Origin of the sequence: Paraburkholderia phytofirmans (assembly GCF_046028095.1) — a bacterium.
In the GTDB taxonomy this organism is placed as follows: domain Bacteria; phylum Pseudomonadota; class Gammaproteobacteria; order Burkholderiales; family Burkholderiaceae; genus Paraburkholderia; species Paraburkholderia phytofirmans_A.
This window is the reverse complement of sequence record NZ_JAQQDJ010000016.1, coordinates 21,728-39,381: the sequence shown is the minus strand read 5'-3', so window position 1 is coordinate 39,381 and position 17,654 is coordinate 21,728. Positions and strand designations below refer to the sequence as shown.

The window sequence follows — 17,654 nt, the reverse complement described above, 5'->3', positions numbered from 1 at the left end:
ATGCCCGTCAGCCGTCCAGACGCCCGCCGCTGATCCGTTCGATGCCCGCCAGATCCCGCTCCGAGCGCACTTGCGCGAATCCTTGTGCCGTCAATAACGCGCGCACGGCTTCGGCCTGATCGTAGCCGTGCTCGATCCACAATACGCCATCGGCGGCGAGCCGTGTTGGCGCACCGGCGATGATGGCGCGGATCGCGCTGAGCCCGTCGGCTTCGTCGGTGAGTGCGCTGCGCGGTTCGAAGCGCAGATCGCCTTCGTCCAGATGCGGGTCGCCGCTCGCGATATACGGCGGATTGCTGACGATCACGTCGAAGCGCAAGGTGGCGTCGAGCGAGTCGTACCAGTCGCTTTGTATCAACGCCATGGCGCCGCCGGGGCGTTTCGCGTCGAGCAGGCGTGTGGCGTTGCGCGTGGCGACCGCCAGTGCTTCGGCGGAACGGTCTAGCGCCCAGACTCGCGCATCCGGCCGCATCGACGCAATCGCGACGGCAATGGCGCCGGTGCCCGTGCCGAGATCCAGCACGCGAGGCCGCGAGAGGTTTTCCAGCGCTTTTAGCGCCGTATCGACGAGCAATTCGGTTTCAGGGCGCGGAATCAGCACGTGCGGCGTGACTTCGAAATCCAGCCCGAAAAATTCCCGGGCACCGACCAGTTGCGCCACCGGCTCGCCGGCTACGCGCCGTGCTTCCAGCGTCTGGTAACGCTCGACAAACTCGGCGTCGAGCGCTTCGTCGCTGCGCGTAATCAATTGCGTGGGCCGCCAGCCGAGCACATGCGTTAGCAGGATGCGCGCTTCCAGCGGCGGCAACGGCGAGGCGCGCAAAAGTGTGGTGGGCGTGGCGGGTGTGGCGGAGCTGGCCGAACTCATGCGCGCTTCAGTCCGCGTCGCCGAGCGAGGCCAGCAACTCGGCCTGATGCTCGCTGACGAGCGCCGCGATCAGCTCGTCGAGATCGCCGTCCATGATTGCGTCCAGACGGTAGAGCGTCAGGTTGATGCGGTGATCCGTCAGACGCCCTTGCGGGAAGTTGTACGTGCGAATCCGCTCCGAGCGGTCGCCCGAGCCGATCAGGCTCTTGCGCGTGGCGGCTTCCTTCGCCTGCTGCTCGTGCGATTGCTTGTCCTTGATGCGCGCGGCCAGCACCTTCAGCGCGCGGTCCTTGTTCTTGTGCTGCGACCGGTCGTCCTGACATTCGACGACGATCCCCGTCGGCAAGTGCGTGACGCGCACCGCGGAATCGGTCTTGTTGATGTGCTGCCCGCCCGCGCCCGACGCGCGGAACGTGTCGATCCGCAAGTCCGCCGGGTTGATCTCGACTTCGCCGATTTCGTCCGCTTCCGGCATGACCGCGACCGTGCAGGCCGACGTGTGGATGCGCCCTTGGGTTTCGGTCGCCGGCACGCGTTGCACGCGATGGCCGCCCGATTCGAACTTGAGCTTCGAATAAGCGGCTTCGCCCGCGATCCGCACGATCACTTCCTTGTAGCCGCCCAGATCCGACTCGCTCGCCGACATCATTTCCACTTGCCAGCGGTTGCGTTCGGCAAAGCGCAGGTACATGCGCAGCAGGTCGCCCGCGAACAGCGCGGACTCGTCGCCGCCCGTTCCGGCACGGATTTCGAGGAAGATGTTGCGGTCGTCGTTCGGATCTTTCGGCAGCAGCATTTTCTGCAACTCGGCGCCGAGCTTTTCCATGCGCTCGCGGGCGGCGCGAATTTCATCTTCGGCGAAGTCGCGCATCGACACATCCGCCAGCAACTCCTGCGCGGTGGTTGCGTCGTTCATGGCCTGGCGCCACAGCGCGTAGTGATCCACCACCGGCCCGAGCTCGGCGTGTTCCCGCGTGAGCTTGCGGTATTGGTCGAGATTCGAGGTGATGTCCTCGCGGCTCAACAGATCGTTCAGTTCGGCCAGCCGGGTAGTGAGCTGGTCGAGCTTGCGTTGCATGCTCGTTTTCATCGGACGGGTATCGGAGCGGGCTCCGGCAAGGACGGCGACTAGGGGAGTGGGCGGATGCCCTGGTCAGAAGCACGTCGCGGGCCACTTGCGGGTAGCCCGGACAGCGCGGCGGTGGCTGCGCCGCTAACGCTCCGTGGAACCGGAGTGTTTGTAGAAACCGCTCATGAGTTCGATGAGCGTGTCACGGTTCTCGCTGCTCGCGCGATTGAGCGCGTGCGTGGGACCGTGGATCAGTTTATTGGTGAGCGATTGCGACAGCGCTTCGAGCACGGCGGCCGGATCGTCACCGCGCGCGAGCATTTTCTGCGCGCGTTCGACTTCGGCACGGCGCAACACGTCGGCCTGCGTGTGCATATGGCGGATCACCGGCACGATGCTGCGCGCGTCCAGCCATTGCATGAAGTTCTGCACGCGCGTTTCGATGATCGCTTCGGCCTGCGCGACCGCTGCTTGCCGCGACGCATTGCCTTCGCGGACGATCGCGCCGAGGTCGTCGACGGTGTACAGGAACACGTCTTCGAGCTTGCCGACTTCGGGTTCGATATCGCGCGGCACGGCCAGATCGACCATGAAAATCGGCCGATGGCGGCGCGCTTTCACTGCCCGCTCGACCGCGCCCAAGCCGATGATCGGCAAGGTGGACGCCGTGCACGACACGATGATGTCGAACTCATGCATGCGCGAGGGCAGTTCCGACAACGGAATGGCCCGGCCGTTGAAGCGCTCGGCGAGACGCGTGCCGCGCTCGGCCGTGCGGTTCGCGACGACGAGTTCGCGCGGTTGCTGTGCCGCGAAGTGCGTGGCGCACAGCTCGATCATTTCGCCCGCGCCGATGAACAGCACGCGCTGGTTCGAGACCTTGTCGAAAATCCGCTGGGCGAGGCGCACGGCGGCGGCCGCCATGGAAACCGATTGCGCGCCGATTTCGGTCGTGCTGCGCACCTCCTTCGCCACCGCGAAGGTGCGCTGGAACAACTGGTTCAAATACGTGCCGAGCGCGCCGGCTTCGGATGCGGTACGCACTGCATCCTTCATTTGTCCGACGATTTGCGTCTCACCCAACACCATCGAATCCAGCCCGGACGCGACGCGGAACGCGTGGCGCACGGCTTCCGACTGCGGCAGCGCGTAGACGTGCGGCGCAAGTTGGTCGATGGGCAGGTTGTGGTACTTGGAAAGCCACTGGATCGCGGCTTCGCGCGCGGCCTGGTCGTCGGTCGCGCAGTAGAGTTCGGTGCGATTGCAGGTGGACAGGATCGCCGCTTCCGGCGCCGTGCGGGCCGAAGGGCCCAGCCAGACGCTCTTGAAGGTGTCCAATGCGGGCTTGATCTGTTCGAGCGGAAACGCCACGCGTTCGCGCAAGGCGACAGGCGCAGTGTGGTGATTGATTCCGATCGTTAGAAGCTGCATTTGGGGGAGCTATGGTTTAGCCCAATATTATAGCGTTTCCACGATTTTCACATTGTGCGCAGCTTATTCCGCGTTTACAACGGCTTCCGGCGGGATCGCGTCGAGTTGATAGCCGTAGCCGTAAAGCGGCGTCAGGCAATAGCCGTGCTCGGGATGAAGCTGCAATTTGCTGCGCACCCGTGACGCGTGCGTATCCACCGTGCGCGACCTTACGTCACGGCGGCGCGTCCAGACGTTTTCAAGAATATGCGCTCGCGACACCGGCCGTGAGAGATTACTGAACAGCAGCAAAGCAAGGCGGAATTCCTTGGGCGTGAGCGTGACCGTTTGCTTGCGGAATGTGACGGCAAACTGCGCCGCATCGAACGCATATTCGCCGATGATGTCGCGCCGCCGGTTGGGCGGCCGCCGCAAGCCGGCGCGGCGCAGCAGCGCATCCACGCGGGCCAGCATCTCGGGGCCGCGGACCGGTTTGGTCAGGCAGTCGTCGGCGCCGGCGTGTAGCGCGGCGACAATCTGGCTTTCGCGCGGCGCGGACATCAGCACGATCACCGGCAAGCCCGGCAGGATGGCGCGGGCGCGCGGGATGACGTCTTCGGCGGAATGGTCGCCGGCCCAGCTTTCGGTGATGAGAAGATCGAAGAATTCTTCATTGGCGCGCGTGAGAAACGGCACACTCGCGATGAAGTGCTGACACAGATGACCGCCGGCGAAGACCAGCCGGCCGATCAGTTCAGCATGCCGCAAGTCCGGCTCGATAAGGGCGATTCGCATGACGCGCTTTCAGCGTGGCAATGACCGGGGACCAGGCTTTTCCGTAAGACCGACAGCTTGCCTAACATCACCCCGACCCCTAAACTCAACCGCTATGCGGAAAGCGCCGTGCTGAACTTCTATAGTTAATGAGACAAAAATGCTAGCTGTGTTGGCCCCCTGCGCCCATGAGACGAATCCGAAACTGCGCGAGGCCAGCCGTTAATGGGGTGGCCCGGCCTTGTAGTGTTGGGGGCGGCGATTGGTCTCGCGGGCTGGTGGTTGCATCCGCTGCGGCGCGCGAGCCGCGCCCGGTGGTGGGTGGCGCTGCTGGCCGGCGTGCTGGGCGCGGCTGTCGCGCACATGGCCGGCAACGTGATTGGTCTCTTCCATGACGGTGATACGCTCGAATGGCCGGTGTGTACCGGCGTCGCGTTGATCGCCGTTGCCGTGACGGTCGGCTTGCTTTCCCGTCGATGAATATTTGCAGGTGACTCCGATGAATGCCCGACTCCCCGAAACTTCCTCCATTCCCGAACGGCTTGCCACCTTGCGCAGCGCAATGGCGCGCGAAGGCGTCGCCGCCTACCTGGTGCCGTCCGCCGACCCGCATCTATCCGAATACTTGCCCGGCCGCTGGCAAGGCCGGCAGTGGCTGTCCGGTTTCACCGGCTCGGCCGGCACGCTGGTCGTGACCGCGGACTTCGCCGGCGTGTGGACAGACAGCCGCTATTGGGAACAGGCCAACGCGCAACTGGCCGGCACCGGCGTTCAGCTGATGAAGATGACCGGCGGCCAGCAGACCGTGCCGCATTTCGAATGGCTCGCTCAGAACGTGCCGGCAGGCGCCACGGTCGGCGTGGATGGCGCCGTGCTCGGTGTGGCGGCGGCGCGGGCCTTGAGCCAGGCGCTCAACGCCCGCGGCGTGCAGTTGCGCACCGACGTCGATCTGTTCGACGCGATCTGGCCGCAGCGTCCGTCGCTGCCGGCGGCCGCCGTGTTCGAGCACGCCGCGCCGCATGCAAGCGTCGCCCGGTCGGACAAGCTGGCGCAGATTCGTCGCGCGATGGCGGACAAAGGCGCGCAATGGCACTTCATCTCCACGCTCGACGACCTCGCGTGGCTGCTGAATCTGCGCGGCGCCGACGTCAGCTATAACCCCGTGTTCGTAGCGCACGCGCTGATCGGCGTCGACCACGCGTCTCTGTTCGTCGCCGACGGCAAGGTGCCGCAGGCGCTGGCCGATGCGCTCGCGAAAGACCACATCAGCGTCGAGCCGTATGCCAAGGCCGCGGACGCGCTCGCCGCGCTGCCCGCTGGCAGCACGCTGCTGATCGACCCGCGCCGCATCACGTTCGGCTCGCTGCAATCGGTGCCGCCGACGGTCACGGTGGTCGAGGCCGTCAATCCGTCCACCTTCTTCAAATCGCGCAAGACCGAGGCGGAAGCCGAGCATGTGCGCGAGACGATGGAACAGGACGGCGCGGCGCTGGCGGAATTTTTCGCGTGGTTCGAAAGCGCGCTGGGCAACGAGACGATCACCGAACTCACCATCGACGAACGGCTGACGGCGGCTCGCGCGCGCCGTCCGGGTTTCGTGTCGCTGAGCTTTGCGACTATTGCCGGCTTCAACGCGAACGGCGCGATGCCGCACTACCGCGCCACCGCGGAATCGCATTCGGTGATCGAAGGCAACGGCCTGTTGCTGATCGATTCCGGCGCGCAGTATTTGAGCGGCACGACCGATATCACGCGCGTGGTGCCGATCGGCACGCCTAGCGATGAGCAGCGGCGCGACTTTACGATCGTGCTGAAAGGCACCATGGCGTTGTCGCGCGCGCAGTTCCCGCGCGGCATCCGTTCTCCGATGCTCGACGCGATCGCCCGCGCGCCGATCTGGGAAGCCGGCGCCGATTATGGCCACGGCACCGGTCACGGCGTGGGCTACTTCCTGAACGTGCACGAAGGTCCGCAGGTGATCTCGCACTACGCGCCGGCCGAGCCGTGGACGGCGATGGAAGAGGGCATGATCACCTCGGTCGAACCGGGCATTTACCGGCCGGGCAAATGGGGTGTGCGGATCGAGAACCTCGTGCTGAACGTGTCCGCCGGTCAGACCGAATTCGGCGATTTCCTCAAGTTCGAGACCTTGACGCTGTGCCCGATCGACACGCGTTGCCTCGACCTGTCGCTGCTGCGCGAGGACGAGCGCGCGTGGCTGAACGCGTATCACGAGACTGTGCGCACGCGTCTGTCGCCGCACGTGTCGGGCGACGCCAAGGCGTGGCTGGAGTTGCGCACGCAACCCATCTGATCGCGACCAGGAACGAGCTTACGGAGCGCGCATGGCCATCAAGGCAGTGGTGTTCGATTTCGGCGGCGTGCTGATCGACTGGAGTCCCGAGTATCTGTATCGGGAACTGATCCCTGACGAAACCGAGCGCCGCTGGTTTCTGACCCACGTCTGTTCGATGGACTGGGTGATCCGTCAGGATGGCGGCCAGCCGATTGTCGAGGCCACCGCCGAACTGGTAGCCAGGTTTCCCGATCATGAAACGTTGATCCGCGCGTTCTACGAGCGCTGGCACGAGATGGTGGCCGGCGTGCTGGAAGAGGGCGTGGCGATCATGGAGAAGCTCGAAGCGGCCGAGGTGCCGCTTTTCGGGCTGACCAACTGGTCGGCGGAAACTTTTCCCTATGCGTGGGAGCATTACCCGGTGCTGCGGCGCTTTCGCGACATTGTCGTGTCGGGGCGGGTGAAGATGGTGAAGCCCGATCCGGCGATTTTCGCGGCCATGCGCGAACGGATCGAGGCGCAATTGCCGGGCATCGAGCCCGCCGAACTCGTCTTCATCGACGACAACCTGAAGAATGCCGAGGCCGCGACGGCGCTCGGCTGGCACGGCGTGCATCACACCAGCGCCGCGCGAACCGAAGCGAAATTGCGCGAGCTGGGGCTGCCGGTTTAAGGCTGAGGCGTCTGCCCCGGCCTACTGTCCAAGCAGATTTTTCAACGCGTTACCCAAGCCTTTCACGGTTTGTCCCGCGCCCTTCGCCACGTCCTCGACGCTCACGCCGAGTGCCTTGGCAAAGCCGTTGCCGATGCGCTTCATCAGCCCTTCCTGCACCGAGAATTTCGGATCGCGCAAATTCCCGTCCAGTACGAAATGCAGCGTGATGTCGCCGTTGTGCGACTTGAGCGCGGCGACCGCGGCCTTGGTCGGAATCGACATGAAGGTGTCGAGCGGATTGCCGCTGTCGGCGAGTTGCAGATCGTGGATAGTTAGCGTGCCGGGTGCGTGCAACTGATAGTTGCTCACCGTCGAGTCGACAGTCAGATCGATCGTGCCGCCCGCCACTTGCGCCTTGGCGCCGGCTTTCTTGATCAGATACGGGTCGAGCATCACGATGTCGACGCCGCGCAGCTTGCTCGTGGTGTGCGAATCCTTGTTGGCGACCTTGATCCAGCCGCCGAACGACACTGTGCCCGTGTGCGCCGGGCCCTTGATCGAGCCGGTGACATTGACATTGGTCGGGTCGGTGAGTGCAGGCAGGCGCAGATTATCGACGGTCGCGTTGGCATTGCTGACCGTGACTTTGAACGCCGGCGGCCCGACCGTCATGTCGTAGAAATGGAAGTTGCCTTGCTCGAAGCTGATGTGGTCGATCTGCTTTTCGCGTGGAATGGATGCCGCCGTGCCGCTGGCTTCGGCGTCGGATTGATTCACCGTTTCCCGCAGATTCGGCATCAAGCGAATCGCGCCGTCCTTCGTGCGCAGCACCGCGATATCGAAGCCGCGCACCACCACGTTGCGAACATGCATGCGCCGCGCGATCAGATCGCGAATGTCGGGTGTGAGGGTGATTTCGTCCGCTCGAAGCGGATCGCCGGCCGGCCAGCCGGGCGGCGCTTTGAGACGAACGTTGGTGAGACGAACCGAAGTGAGGCCGACCTCGATGTTTTCGGCGCTGCCCAAGGGGCCGAGCGCCGCGATCACACGCTCCTTGACCTCGCGTTGCGCGAACTGGAACGCGCCGACTACGACGACGATCAGCACCAGCAGCACGCCGCCCACTGCGACGGCCCAGCGCTTGCCCTTCGACATCGCCATGCTTGCCTCCTCGTCACCGCGTCGGCGCGGTGTGGCAGTGATCGGCTTGCGCGCACGCCGGGTGGGCGCGCGCTCTTAGATGTGTTGTTTAAGGCGGGACACGAAACACACGCATCCCGCCGCGATGACGTTTATCACGCCGTGGCACGCAATGCGTGTGCCCTACCGCTCATACGGGCGAGGCCTAAGCCTGTTTGCGCCGCGAATTGACGCCGTGCGAGCGCCTGAAACACGGCCATCGAGGCGGCGCACGCGTCGATAAATCCCACGCGCAGGCCGCCCGATCCGAACTTATCGCGCGATCGGCTTGTAACGCAGACGCTTCGGACGCGCAGCTTCTTCACCCAGACGCGCGCGCTTGTCCGCTTCGTATTCCTGGTAATTGCCGTCGAAGAACGTGATTTGCGAATCGCCTTCGAACGCCAGGATGTGCGTGGCGATCCGGTCGAGGAACCAGCGATCGTGGGAAATCACCAGCACCGAGCCGGCGAACTCGAGCAACGCGTCTTCGAGCGCGCGCAGCGTTTCGACGTCAAGGTCGTTCGACGGTTCGTCCAGCAGCAGCACGTTGCCGCCCGCGATCAGCGTCTTGGCCAGATGCAGCCGGCCGCGCTCACCGCCCGACAGGTTGCCGACGATCTTCTGCTGATCGCCGCCCTTGAAGTTGAAGCGACCAATATAGGCACGCGACGGCGTCTCGTACTTGCCGACCGTCAGCACGTCGGCGCCGCCGGAGATTTCCTCGAACACGGTCTTCGAGCCGTCCAGCGCGTCGCGGCTTTGGTCCACGTACGCGAGCTTGACGGTCGGGCCTTGCACGATCTCGCCCGAATCCGGCTGTTCGCGGCCGGTCAGCATGCGGAACAGCGTCGACTTACCGGCGCCGTTCGGCCCGATGATGCCGACGATCGCGCCCGCCGGAATCTTGAAGCTGACGTCGTCGAGCAGCAGGCGGTCGCCATACGACTTGCTGACGTTCTTGAACTCGATCACTTCATTGCCCAGACGATCGCCGACCGGGATGAAGATTTCCGAGGTTTCGTTGCGCTTCTGGTAGTCCTGACTATTCAGTTCCTCGAAGCGGGCAATCCGCGCCTTTGACTTCGCCTGACGGCCCTTCGGGTTCTGGCGCACCCACTCCAGTTCCTTCTTGATCGCCTTCTGACGCGCCGACTCCGACGACTCTTCCTGCTTCAGGCGCTCTTCCTTCTGGTCGAGCCAGCTGCTGTAGTTGCCCTTCCACGGAATGCCGTGGCCGCGGTCGAGTTCGAGAATCCACTCGGCGGCGTTATCCAGGAAGTAGCGATCGTGGGTCACGGCGACGACGGTGCCCGGGAAGCGCGTGAGGAACTGCTCGAGCCAGTCGACCGATTCCGCGTCCAGGTGGTTGGTCGGCTCGTCGAGCAGCAGCATGTCCGGCTTTTCGAGCAACAGCTTGCACAGCGCGACGCGGCGCTTTTCGCCGCCCGACAGATGTTCGATCTTCGCGTCCCAAGCCGGCAGGCGCAGCGCGTCGGCGGCGATTTCGATCTGCTGCTCGGCGCTGCCGTCGGTGGTGGCGAGGATCGCTTCGTACTTCGCCTGTTCGGCGGCGAGCGCGTCGAAGTCGGCGTCAGGTTCGGCGTAGGCCGCGTAGATTTCGTCCAGTTTCTTTTGCGCGCCGAAGACATCGCCGAGACCTTCCTCGACCGCTTCACGCACCGTCTTGTTCGGATCGAGTTGCGGTTCCTGCGGCAGATAGCCGATGTTCAGGTTTGGCATCGGCGTGGCTTCGCCTTCGATGTCTTTGTCCACACCGGCCATGATGCGGATCAGTGTCGACTTGCCCGAGCCGTTCAGGCCGAGCAGGCCGATCTTCGCGCCGGGGAAAAACGACAGCGAGATGTCTTTCAGGATTTGACGCTTGGGCGGCACGATCTTGCCGACCCGGTTCATGGTGAAGACGTATTGGGCCATTTGCTTGCAATAGACGTTGACGACGCCGGCCGCGTGGGGGCGGGCGGTCGTGGGTGGATGGGTAATCGGTGTTATGGCCGGGCAGAGCACCCGGCGCCGGCCGGCGCGGCGTGAAGCGCGGCGTCGAACTTCGCGACGCCCCGCGCGCGGGCGGGTGGTTCAGGTGGCATTGTACTTCGGCGCAAGCGCTGGACGGCAGTGGCTGTCCGTTCGGCCAGGGCCCGTTCGGATGTTCAGAGCCAATCCGCCACGCCGCCATGTCGCGAACATGTGCCGGTGCGATGCCGGCTGAAACTGTAGGTGCCGTCGCGGCAGCGTGCGGTCGCGCCTTCGGGGGTCTTGCCGGATAACGAGCGGGCCGGCGCGTGCACGGCGTTGCCGTCGCGGTTGGTATAGCTATTGTGATTGCTGAGGTCTGCTTCGTCGGGCGTTGTGCCCGGCGCTACATAAGCGAACGCGGAGGATGCGCTGAACAGCAGCGCTGCGGCGACTGCCGCGCACGAACGCAGGGTCTTACGGATCGTGCCTGTCATTGTTTTTCTTGCGCTTGTTGTTCTGACTTCCAACGCGCTTTGCCGGGCTTCAATTCGCGCGCCGTCCGCTCGCCGGATCGAAGAAATGCAGTTGCCGCGCGGGCAGCGCCACTTGCAGCGCTTCACCCGCCGCGGGCCGATGCGCGTGCGGCAAGCGCACCGTCACGTCGTGCTTGCCCCAGCGGCCGTGCGCCAGGTTGTCCGCGCCGAGCAACTCGCAGGAATCGACGGTGAGCGTCGCGTGAGGCGCATCCGCCTGGCCGGGGCTCATGTGTTCCGGACGAATGCCGAGCGTCCATTCGCGTCCTTTGGCGACTTCGCGGCCGATTGCCAGCACGCCCGTCAGCGGCAACTTCGGCCCATTGCCCGCTACTTCGAAAAGCGCGCCGTCGTCGGACACGCGGCCTTCCAGCAGATTCATCCCCGGCGAACCGATGAAGCTCGCCACGAATACCGTGGCAGGCCGTTCATAGACTTCGGTCGGCGCACCGATCTGCTCGGCATGCCCCTTGTTCATCACGATCACACGCTGCGCCAATGTCATCGCTTCGATCTGATCGTGCGTCACGTACAGACTCGTCGTGGCCAGCCGCGCGTGCAGGCGCTGGATTTCGAGCCGCATCTGCACGCGCAGGCGCGCGTCGAGATTCGACAACGGTTCGTCGAACAGAAACACGGCCGGCTCGCGCACGATCGCGCGACCCATCGCGACGCGTTGTCGTTGGCCGCCGGACAGCTCGCGCGGCTTGCGTTGCAACAGCGCTTCGAGTTCGAGAATCTGCGCGGCGGCGTCCACGCGCTTCGCAATCTGCGCGCGGTCCACGCCCGCGATCTTCAGCGCATAGCCCATGTTCTCGGCGACGCTCATATGCGGATACAACGCGTAGTTCTGGAACACCATCGCGATGTTGCGATCTTTCGGTTCCAACTGGTTGACCACTTTGCCGGCGATCGAAATGCTGCCTTCCGAGATGCGTTCGAGTCCCGCCACCATCCGCAGCAAGGTCGATTTGCCGCAACCCGACGGGCCGACCATCACGACGAACTCGCCGTCGGCGACGTCCACGTCGATGCCGTGCAGCACGAACTGTTTGCCGTCGTAGGTTTTTTTAACGCCTTGCAGAGTCAGTGCAGCCATGCCGTTTTAGCCTTTCGTTGCTTGCCGCGGAGCGCGCGGTGTTGTCTATTTTTCGATGCCGGAAAAAGCTCGCTTACGTGGTGCGGCTCATTTCTCCGCGTCCACCAGTCCGCGCACGAACCAGCGCTGCATCGTCAGCACGACTGCGAGCGGCGGCAGCATCGCGAGCAGCGTCGCGGTCATCACCAGATGCCATTCGGTAGCGGTGTCGCCCGACGCGATCATGCTTTTGATGCCGACCACCGCCGTGGTCAGCGATTGCTGGCTCGTGATCAGAATCGGCCACAAGTATTGATTCCAGCCGTAAATGAATGTGATCACGAACAGAGCCGCCATGTTCGTCTTCGACAGCGGCAAGACGACGTCCCAGAAGAACCGCATCGCGCCGGCGCCGTCGATGCGCGCCGCTTCCATCAATTCGTCCGGCAGCGTCATGAAGAACTGGCGGAACAGGAACGTCGCGGTAGCCGACGCGATCAGCGGCAACGTCAAACCGCTATAGGTATTGCTCAGATGCATCGACGACACGACCTGCACGGTCGGAAAGATCCGCACTTCGACCGGCAGCATCAGCGTGATGAAGATCAGCCAGAACGCGAGGTTGCGAAACGGAAAACGGAAGAACACGATCGCGTAGGCGGAGATCATCGACACCGCGATTTTGCCGATCGAAATCACCAGCGCCATCACGAGGCTATTGAACAGCATGCGGCCGAACGGCGCCGCCGCGTTGCCGCTGCCTTGCGACCAGACGGTCGCGACGTTTTCAAGCAGATGCGTGCTCGGCACCAGTGACAGCGGCACGCTGAACACTTCGTGCTCGCTCATGGTCGCCGCGCAAAACGCGACGTACACCGGAAACACCACCAGCACGACGCCGAGAATCAGCACCGCGTGGCAGAAGAGGTCGAAACCGCGGCGGTTCTCGATCATGAGTATTGAACCCTGCGTTCGATGAAGCGGAATTGCACGACCGTCAACGCGACGACGATCACCATCAGGATCACCGACTGCGCGCCGGAACTGCCGATGTCGAGCCCCTGGAAACCTTCGGCGAAGATCTTGTAGATCAGCGTGCGGGTGGCTTGCGCGGGGCCGCCGCCGGTAGCCGCGTCGATCACCGGGAAGGTGTCGAAGAACGCGTAGGTGATGTTGATCACCAGCAGGAAGAAACTCGTCGGCGACAAAAGCGGAAGCGCGATGCCGAAAAAGCGCCGCACGGGACCCGCGCCGTCGATCGCCGCCGCTTCGATGAGCGAGCGCGGAATCGCCTGCAAGCCCGCGTAGAAGAACAGAAAGTTATAGCTGACCTGTTTCCAGACGGAGGCGAGCACCACGAGGAACATCGCCTGGCCCGCATTCAGCGCGTGATTCCACACAATGCCGTACTTGGCGAGCGTGTAGGTGACGAGGCCGATGCTCGGGTTGAACAGGAACGACCACAGCACCGCGGCGATCGCGGGCGCGACGGCGTACGGCCAGATCAGCAGCGTTTGATAGGTTTTGGCGCCGCGCGTCACGCGATCGGCGCAGACCGCGAGCAGCAACGAGATCACGAGTCCCGACACGGTGACCAGCGCGCAGAAGATCAGCGTCGTATAAAACGACGACAGATAGAGCGGATCGACGAAGAGCTGCTTGAAATTGGCGAGGCCGACAAACTCGCTCGACGTGCCGAACGCGTCCTGGCTTTGCGTGGATTGCCAGAGCGCCTCACCGGCCGGCCACAGGAAAAACAGCAGCGTGATCGCGAGTTGCGGCGCGACGAGCAGGTAGGGCAGCAGGCTGGTGCCGAAGCTGGAGCGCTTTTCCATCGATGATTTCCAAGGTTCTGCTGCAACTGCGGGTTCCGGCGCGGGCGCACCGGAACCCTGCTAGCTCATTCGCCCGCTTAGTTGCCGGCTTTCTCGAAGCGGCGCAGCAGTTCATCGCCACGGGAGACCGACGCGTCGAGCGCCTGTTGCGGTGTCTTCTTCTGTGCCCAGACCTGTTCGAGTTCTTCGTCGATGATCGTGCGGATCTGCGGCATGTTGCCCAGACGCAAGCCCTTGGTGTACGGCAGCGGCGGCTTGTTGAGCATCTGTTTGATGGCGGTGTCGCTGCCCGGATTCTTGTCGTAGAAGCCTTGCTGCTGCGTCAGTTGATAGGCGGCGGTGGTGACCGGCAGATAGCCGGTGTCCTGATGCCACTTGGCGGCAACCGGCGCCGACGACAGGTAGGAAAGGAACTTCGCCACGCCCTTATAGACGGCCGGATCCTTGCCCGACAGCACCCACAGGCTCGCGCCGCCGATGATCGCGTTCTGCGGCGCGCCCTTCACGTTGGCGTCGTACGGCATCATGCCGGTGCCGAAGTTGAACTTCGCGTACTTCTTGATCGTGGCGAGCGACCCCGACGAGTTGGTAATGATCCCGCAGTCGCCGCTATAGAACTTCGACACCGGTTCGTCCTTGCGGCCGACGTAGGTGAACGTGCCTTCCTTCTGCATGTTCTGCAGGAACTGGATATGCGCGACTTGCAGCGGCTTGTTGAATTCCAGTTGCGCGTCCGGGCCGTCGAAGCCGTTGTTCTTCGACGCGAACGGCGCGCCGTGCCACGCGCTGTAGTTCTCGAGTTGAATCCAGCTCTGCCAGCCCGACGAGTAGCCGCAGGCCATTCCCGATGCCTTCAGCTTCTGCGCGTCGGCCTGCAACTCGGCCCAGGTTTTCGGCGGCTGGTTCGGGTCGAGGCCGGCTTTCTTGAAGGCGTCTTTGTTGTAGTACAGCACCGGCGTCGAGCTGTTGAACGGCATCGAGATCAGCTCGCCCGTTTTGGCGTCGCTGTAATAGCTGGCGATGGTCGGCACGAAGGCCTTCTCATCGAGCGGCACGCCAGCTTGCTTGAACACTTCTGAAACGGGGATCACCGCCTTCTTCGCCTGCATCATCGTGGCGGTGCCGACTTCGTAGACCTGCAGGATGGCGGGCGCATTGCCGCTGCGATACGCGGCGATGCCGGCGGCAAGCGTCTGATCGTAGGTGCCTTTGAAGACCGGCACGATCTTGTAGTCGCTTTGCGATGCGTTGAACGCATTGGCGATGTCGTTCAGCCGTTCGCCCAGCGCGGCTTCCATGCCGTGCCAGAACTGGATCTCAGTGGCGGCGTGAGCCGCCTGGCTGAGGCCGACGCTCAACACGGCGGCAAGGGAAAGCGAACGGATTAGCGGCTTGAAACTCATCGATTTGTCTCCTTGGCGAAACGGGCGCAGATGCGAATCGCGCGATTCTATTTGTGTTCGATGACAGTCCGGCGACGGCGGCCGGGCGGCGTGCCCCATTTTCAACGGACGCCGAATGCCGCAATTTAACACTGGTGTCACAAAACGGAAACAACCGGCAGTGGAAGGCAGAAGATCTGCGTGAGGCTGGGGCGCGGCCTTCGTTGCTGCACGCGGCGGTTTGCGCGACGCGCATGACGCACGTGAGTTTGAGTCGCGCTGGTGGATTCGTGTACGTTACGTCACGGTGCGTTTGATCAGGATTGCAGATGCTGAGTTTTTCAATGCGGTTGGCAGCAGGTAGCTGGATGGCTGGCCTCGTTCTGGCCGGGTGTTCGCTCACGCCCGTAATGAATACCGATGCGGTTACGCAGGTGAATTCGTTGCCGGCGATCATCGCGCATCGCGGCGGCACGGGCGACGCACCGGAGAACACGCTCGAAGCGATCCGCCTGTCGGTCGAGCATCATGCCGACGCGATGTGGCTCACCGTGCAGTTGAGCAGGGACGGCGTGCCGGTCTTGTATCGCCCGGCCGATCTGTCGGCGTTGACCGACGCGAAAGGGCCGGTGTCCACTTATACCGCGGCTGAGCTCGCCCGCGTCAATGCCGGCTGGAATTTCCGCCGCGCAGAGGCGTATCCGTACCGCGATCATCCTGTGGGAATTCCGACGCTGCGCGAGGCGCTGCATGCCATGCCTGCGGCCATGCCGATCATCCTCGATATGAAAGCGCTGCCCGCCGGCCCGCAGACGCAAGCCGTCGTGCGCGTGCTCGATGAAGAAAACGCGTGGCAGCGTGTGTCGATCTATTCGACCGAAGCCGATTATCAACAGAGCTTTGCCGCATATCCACAAGCGCGGCTGTTCGAATCGCGCGATGCAACGCGTGGGCGTCTCGTGCGAGTCCTGCTGAATCAGGGCTGCGTGGACGCGCCGGCCGAACGCACCATGAGCGCGTTCGAGTTGCATCGCGCGCTGACGGTGGTGGAGAAGTTCACGCTGGGGGAGGGGCGCTCGGACGTGCAGGCTACGCTGTGGACGCCGGCAACGGTCGCTTGTTTCAAGCAGAAGCCGGAGGTGCGGATCGTCGCGATTGCGGTGAACGAGGCGGACGACTACCGTATGGCGGCGTGCCTCGGCATCGATGCGGTGCTCGCGGATTCACCGTCGAAAATGGCGGCCATCAGGGACGGTATCGCGTTGCCGTTGCGTTGCGCGCGTTCCAAGGCAAGTAGTGGCCAATAAAAAAGCCCGCTTCGAAAAGCGGGCTCTCTTGATGTCACTTGCTGCGGTTGGCGGCGCTCAGATCTGCACCCGTCGCCGCACGCTGAAGCCGGAGTTCAGACGTTGAACAGGAAGTTCATCACGTCGCCATCATGCACGACGTATTCCTTGCCTTCCGCGCGCATCTTGCCGGCTTCCTTCGCGCCTTGTTCACCCTTGTAGGTGATGTAGTCGTTGTACGCGATCGTCTGCGCGCGAATGAAGCCGCGTTCGAAGTCCGTGTGAATCGCGCCCGCGGCCTGCGGCGCCGTATCGCCGATATGGATCGTCCACGCGCGCACTTCCTTCACGCCGGCCGTGAAATAGGTTTGCAGACCCAGCAGCTTGAAGCCGGCGCGGATCACGCGGTTCAGGCCCGGCTCTTCCATGCCCATGTCGGCGAGGAACACTTCCATGTCGGCTTCGTCGAGATCGGCGATCTCCGCTTCGATCGCGGCGCACACGGCGACGACCGGCGCATTTTCCGCCGCCGCGTGCTTCGCGACTGCGTCCAGATGCGGGTTGTTCTCGAAGCCGTCTTCCTTCACGTTGGCCACGTACATGGTCGGCTTGGCGGTGATCAGGCAGAACGGCTTGAGCGTGGCCTTTTCTTCGTCCGTGAGGTCGAGCGCGCGGACCGGCTTGGCCTGGTCGAGCTGCGCGCGCACCTTTTCCAATACAGCCGCGTTCTTGATGGCTTCCTTGTCGTTACCCGACTTGGCCGCCTTCGAATAGCGCGCCAGCGCCTTTTCGACCGTTGCGAGGTCGGCCAGCGCCAGTTCGGTGTTGATCACTTCGATATCCGACAGCGGATCGATCTTGTTCGCGACGTGAATCACGTTCTCGTCTTCGAAGCAGCGCACCACGTGCGTGATCGCATCGGTTTCGCGGATGTTGGCGAGGAACTGGTTGCCCAGACCTTCGCCTTTGCTCGCACCGGCCACGAGACCGGCGATGTCGACGAATTCCACTACGGCCGGCAGGATGCGCTCCGGCTTGACGATTTCAGCGAGCGCCTTCAGACGGGCGTCCGGCACCTCGACGATGCCGACGTTCGGCTCGATCGTGCAGAACGGGTAATTTTCGGCGGCAATGCCCGCCTTGGTCAGCGCGTTGAACAGGGTGGACTTGCCGACGTTGGGCAGGCCGACGATGCCGCATTTGAGGCTCATGGAAATCCTTCAGTGAATCAGTAAGTTGCGTGATGCGCTCGACGCTGTGTGCAGGATTCGAGAAGCCTTCGCGAGTGGCGTGGCGGACCGGTGCAGCGGAG

General features: G+C 63.6%; 16 protein-coding genes. 4 read left to right on the top strand and 12 right to left on the bottom strand.

Annotation, left to right across the window (positions count from 1 at the left end):
* Nucleotides 1-7 precede the first annotated feature (7 nt).
* From prmC to PQR54_RS33015, 4 genes are all read right to left on the bottom strand, one after another.
* A complete protein-coding gene (gene prmC / locus PQR54_RS33030; protein ID WP_408253092.1) occupies nt 8-868 on the bottom strand; it encodes a peptide chain release factor N(5)-glutamine methyltransferase in 861 nt (286 codons plus the stop codon).
* A gap of 7 nt (nt 869-875) precedes the next feature.
* Entirely contained in the window at nt 876-1,958 is a 1,083-nt protein-coding gene (gene prfA, locus PQR54_RS33025) for a peptide chain release factor 1 (protein WP_408253090.1), read from the bottom strand.
* 123 nt (nt 1,959-2,081) lie between these two features.
* Nucleotides 2,082-3,368 carry a glutamyl-tRNA reductase gene (gene hemA / locus PQR54_RS33020; protein ID WP_408253085.1) on the bottom strand — a complete coding sequence of 429 codons (1,287 nt, stop codon included), beginning with the start codon at nt 3,366-3,368 and terminating at the stop codon, nt 2,082-2,084.
* A 63-nt stretch (nt 3,369-3,431) separates the two neighbouring features.
* Nucleotides 3,432-4,142, bottom strand: coding sequence for a response regulator transcription factor (locus tag PQR54_RS33015; RefSeq protein WP_408253083.1), 711 nt, complete (start codon nt 4,140-4,142; stop codon nt 3,432-3,434).
* A 204-nt stretch (nt 4,143-4,346) separates the two neighbouring features.
* Here PQR54_RS33015 and PQR54_RS33010 point away from each other — a divergent pair, with 204 nt between their 5' ends.
* The 3 genes from PQR54_RS33010 to PQR54_RS33000 are packed head-to-tail and all read left to right on the top strand — an operon-like array spanning nt 4,347 to nt 7,090.
* On the top strand, nt 4,347-4,601 hold the full coding sequence (locus tag PQR54_RS33010) for a hypothetical protein (protein WP_106284224.1): 255 nt from the start codon (nt 4,347-4,349) through the stop codon (nt 4,599-4,601).
* A 19-nt stretch (nt 4,602-4,620) separates the two neighbouring features.
* Nucleotides 4,621-6,435 (top strand): aminopeptidase P family protein, encoded by a 1,815-nt coding sequence (locus tag PQR54_RS33005; protein ID WP_408253081.1) that lies wholly within the window; start codon nt 4,621-4,623, stop codon nt 6,433-6,435.
* 31 nt (nt 6,436-6,466) lie between these two features.
* Nucleotides 6,467-7,090, top strand: coding sequence for an HAD family hydrolase (locus PQR54_RS33000; protein WP_408253079.1), 624 nt, complete (start codon nt 6,467-6,469; stop codon nt 7,088-7,090).
* A gap of 21 nt (nt 7,091-7,111) precedes the next feature.
* Here the strand turns inward: PQR54_RS33000 and PQR54_RS32995 are convergent, their stop codons facing one another.
* The 7 genes from PQR54_RS32995 to ugpB form a co-directional block, all read right to left on the bottom strand.
* Entirely contained in the window at nt 7,112-8,233 is a 1,122-nt protein-coding gene (locus PQR54_RS32995; RefSeq protein WP_408253077.1) for a DUF748 domain-containing protein, read from the bottom strand.
* A gap of 291 nt (nt 8,234-8,524) precedes the next feature.
* Nucleotides 8,525-10,189: an energy-dependent translational throttle protein EttA gene (gene ettA, locus PQR54_RS32990; RefSeq protein WP_012434465.1), complete on the bottom strand. Its 1,665-nt coding sequence runs from the start codon at nt 10,187-10,189 to the stop codon at nt 8,525-8,527.
* A gap of 233 nt (nt 10,190-10,422) precedes the next feature.
* A complete protein-coding gene (locus PQR54_RS32985) occupies nt 10,423-10,722 on the bottom strand; it encodes a DUF3761 domain-containing protein (protein ID WP_408253075.1) in 300 nt (99 codons plus the stop codon).
* Nucleotides 10,723-10,771: 49 nt separating this feature from the next.
* Nucleotides 10,772-11,860, bottom strand: coding sequence for a sn-glycerol-3-phosphate import ATP-binding protein UgpC (locus tag PQR54_RS32980; RefSeq protein ID WP_408253073.1), 1,089 nt, complete (start codon nt 11,858-11,860; stop codon nt 10,772-10,774).
* An 87-nt stretch (nt 11,861-11,947) separates the two neighbouring features.
* On the bottom strand, nt 11,948-12,793 hold the full coding sequence (gene ugpE / locus PQR54_RS32975; protein ID WP_408253071.1) for a sn-glycerol-3-phosphate ABC transporter permease UgpE: 846 nt from the start codon (nt 12,791-12,793) through the stop codon (nt 11,948-11,950).
* Nucleotides 12,790-13,674 carry a sn-glycerol-3-phosphate ABC transporter permease UgpA gene (gene ugpA / locus PQR54_RS32970; protein WP_408253070.1) on the bottom strand — a complete coding sequence of 295 codons (885 nt, stop codon included), beginning with the start codon at nt 13,672-13,674 and terminating at the stop codon, nt 12,790-12,792. Before ugpA ends, ugpE begins: the two co-directional genes overlap by 4 nt.
* 77 nt (nt 13,675-13,751) lie before the next feature.
* Nucleotides 13,752-15,077, bottom strand: coding sequence for a sn-glycerol-3-phosphate ABC transporter substrate-binding protein UgpB (ugpB, locus tag PQR54_RS32965; RefSeq protein ID WP_408253068.1), 1,326 nt, complete (start codon nt 15,075-15,077; stop codon nt 13,752-13,754).
* A 389-nt stretch (nt 15,078-15,466) separates the two neighbouring features.
* On the opposite strand from ugpB, the gene PQR54_RS32960 reads away from it, so the two are divergent.
* Entirely contained in the window at nt 15,467-16,363 is an 897-nt protein-coding gene (locus PQR54_RS32960) for a glycerophosphodiester phosphodiesterase family protein (protein WP_408253242.1), read from the top strand.
* Between the two features lie 95 nt (nt 16,364-16,458).
* Here the strand turns inward: PQR54_RS32960 and ychF are convergent, their stop codons facing one another.
* A complete protein-coding gene (gene ychF / locus PQR54_RS32955; protein ID WP_408253066.1) occupies nt 16,459-17,553 on the bottom strand; it encodes a redox-regulated ATPase YchF in 1,095 nt (364 codons plus the stop codon).
* Nucleotides 17,554-17,654 lie beyond the last annotated feature (101 nt).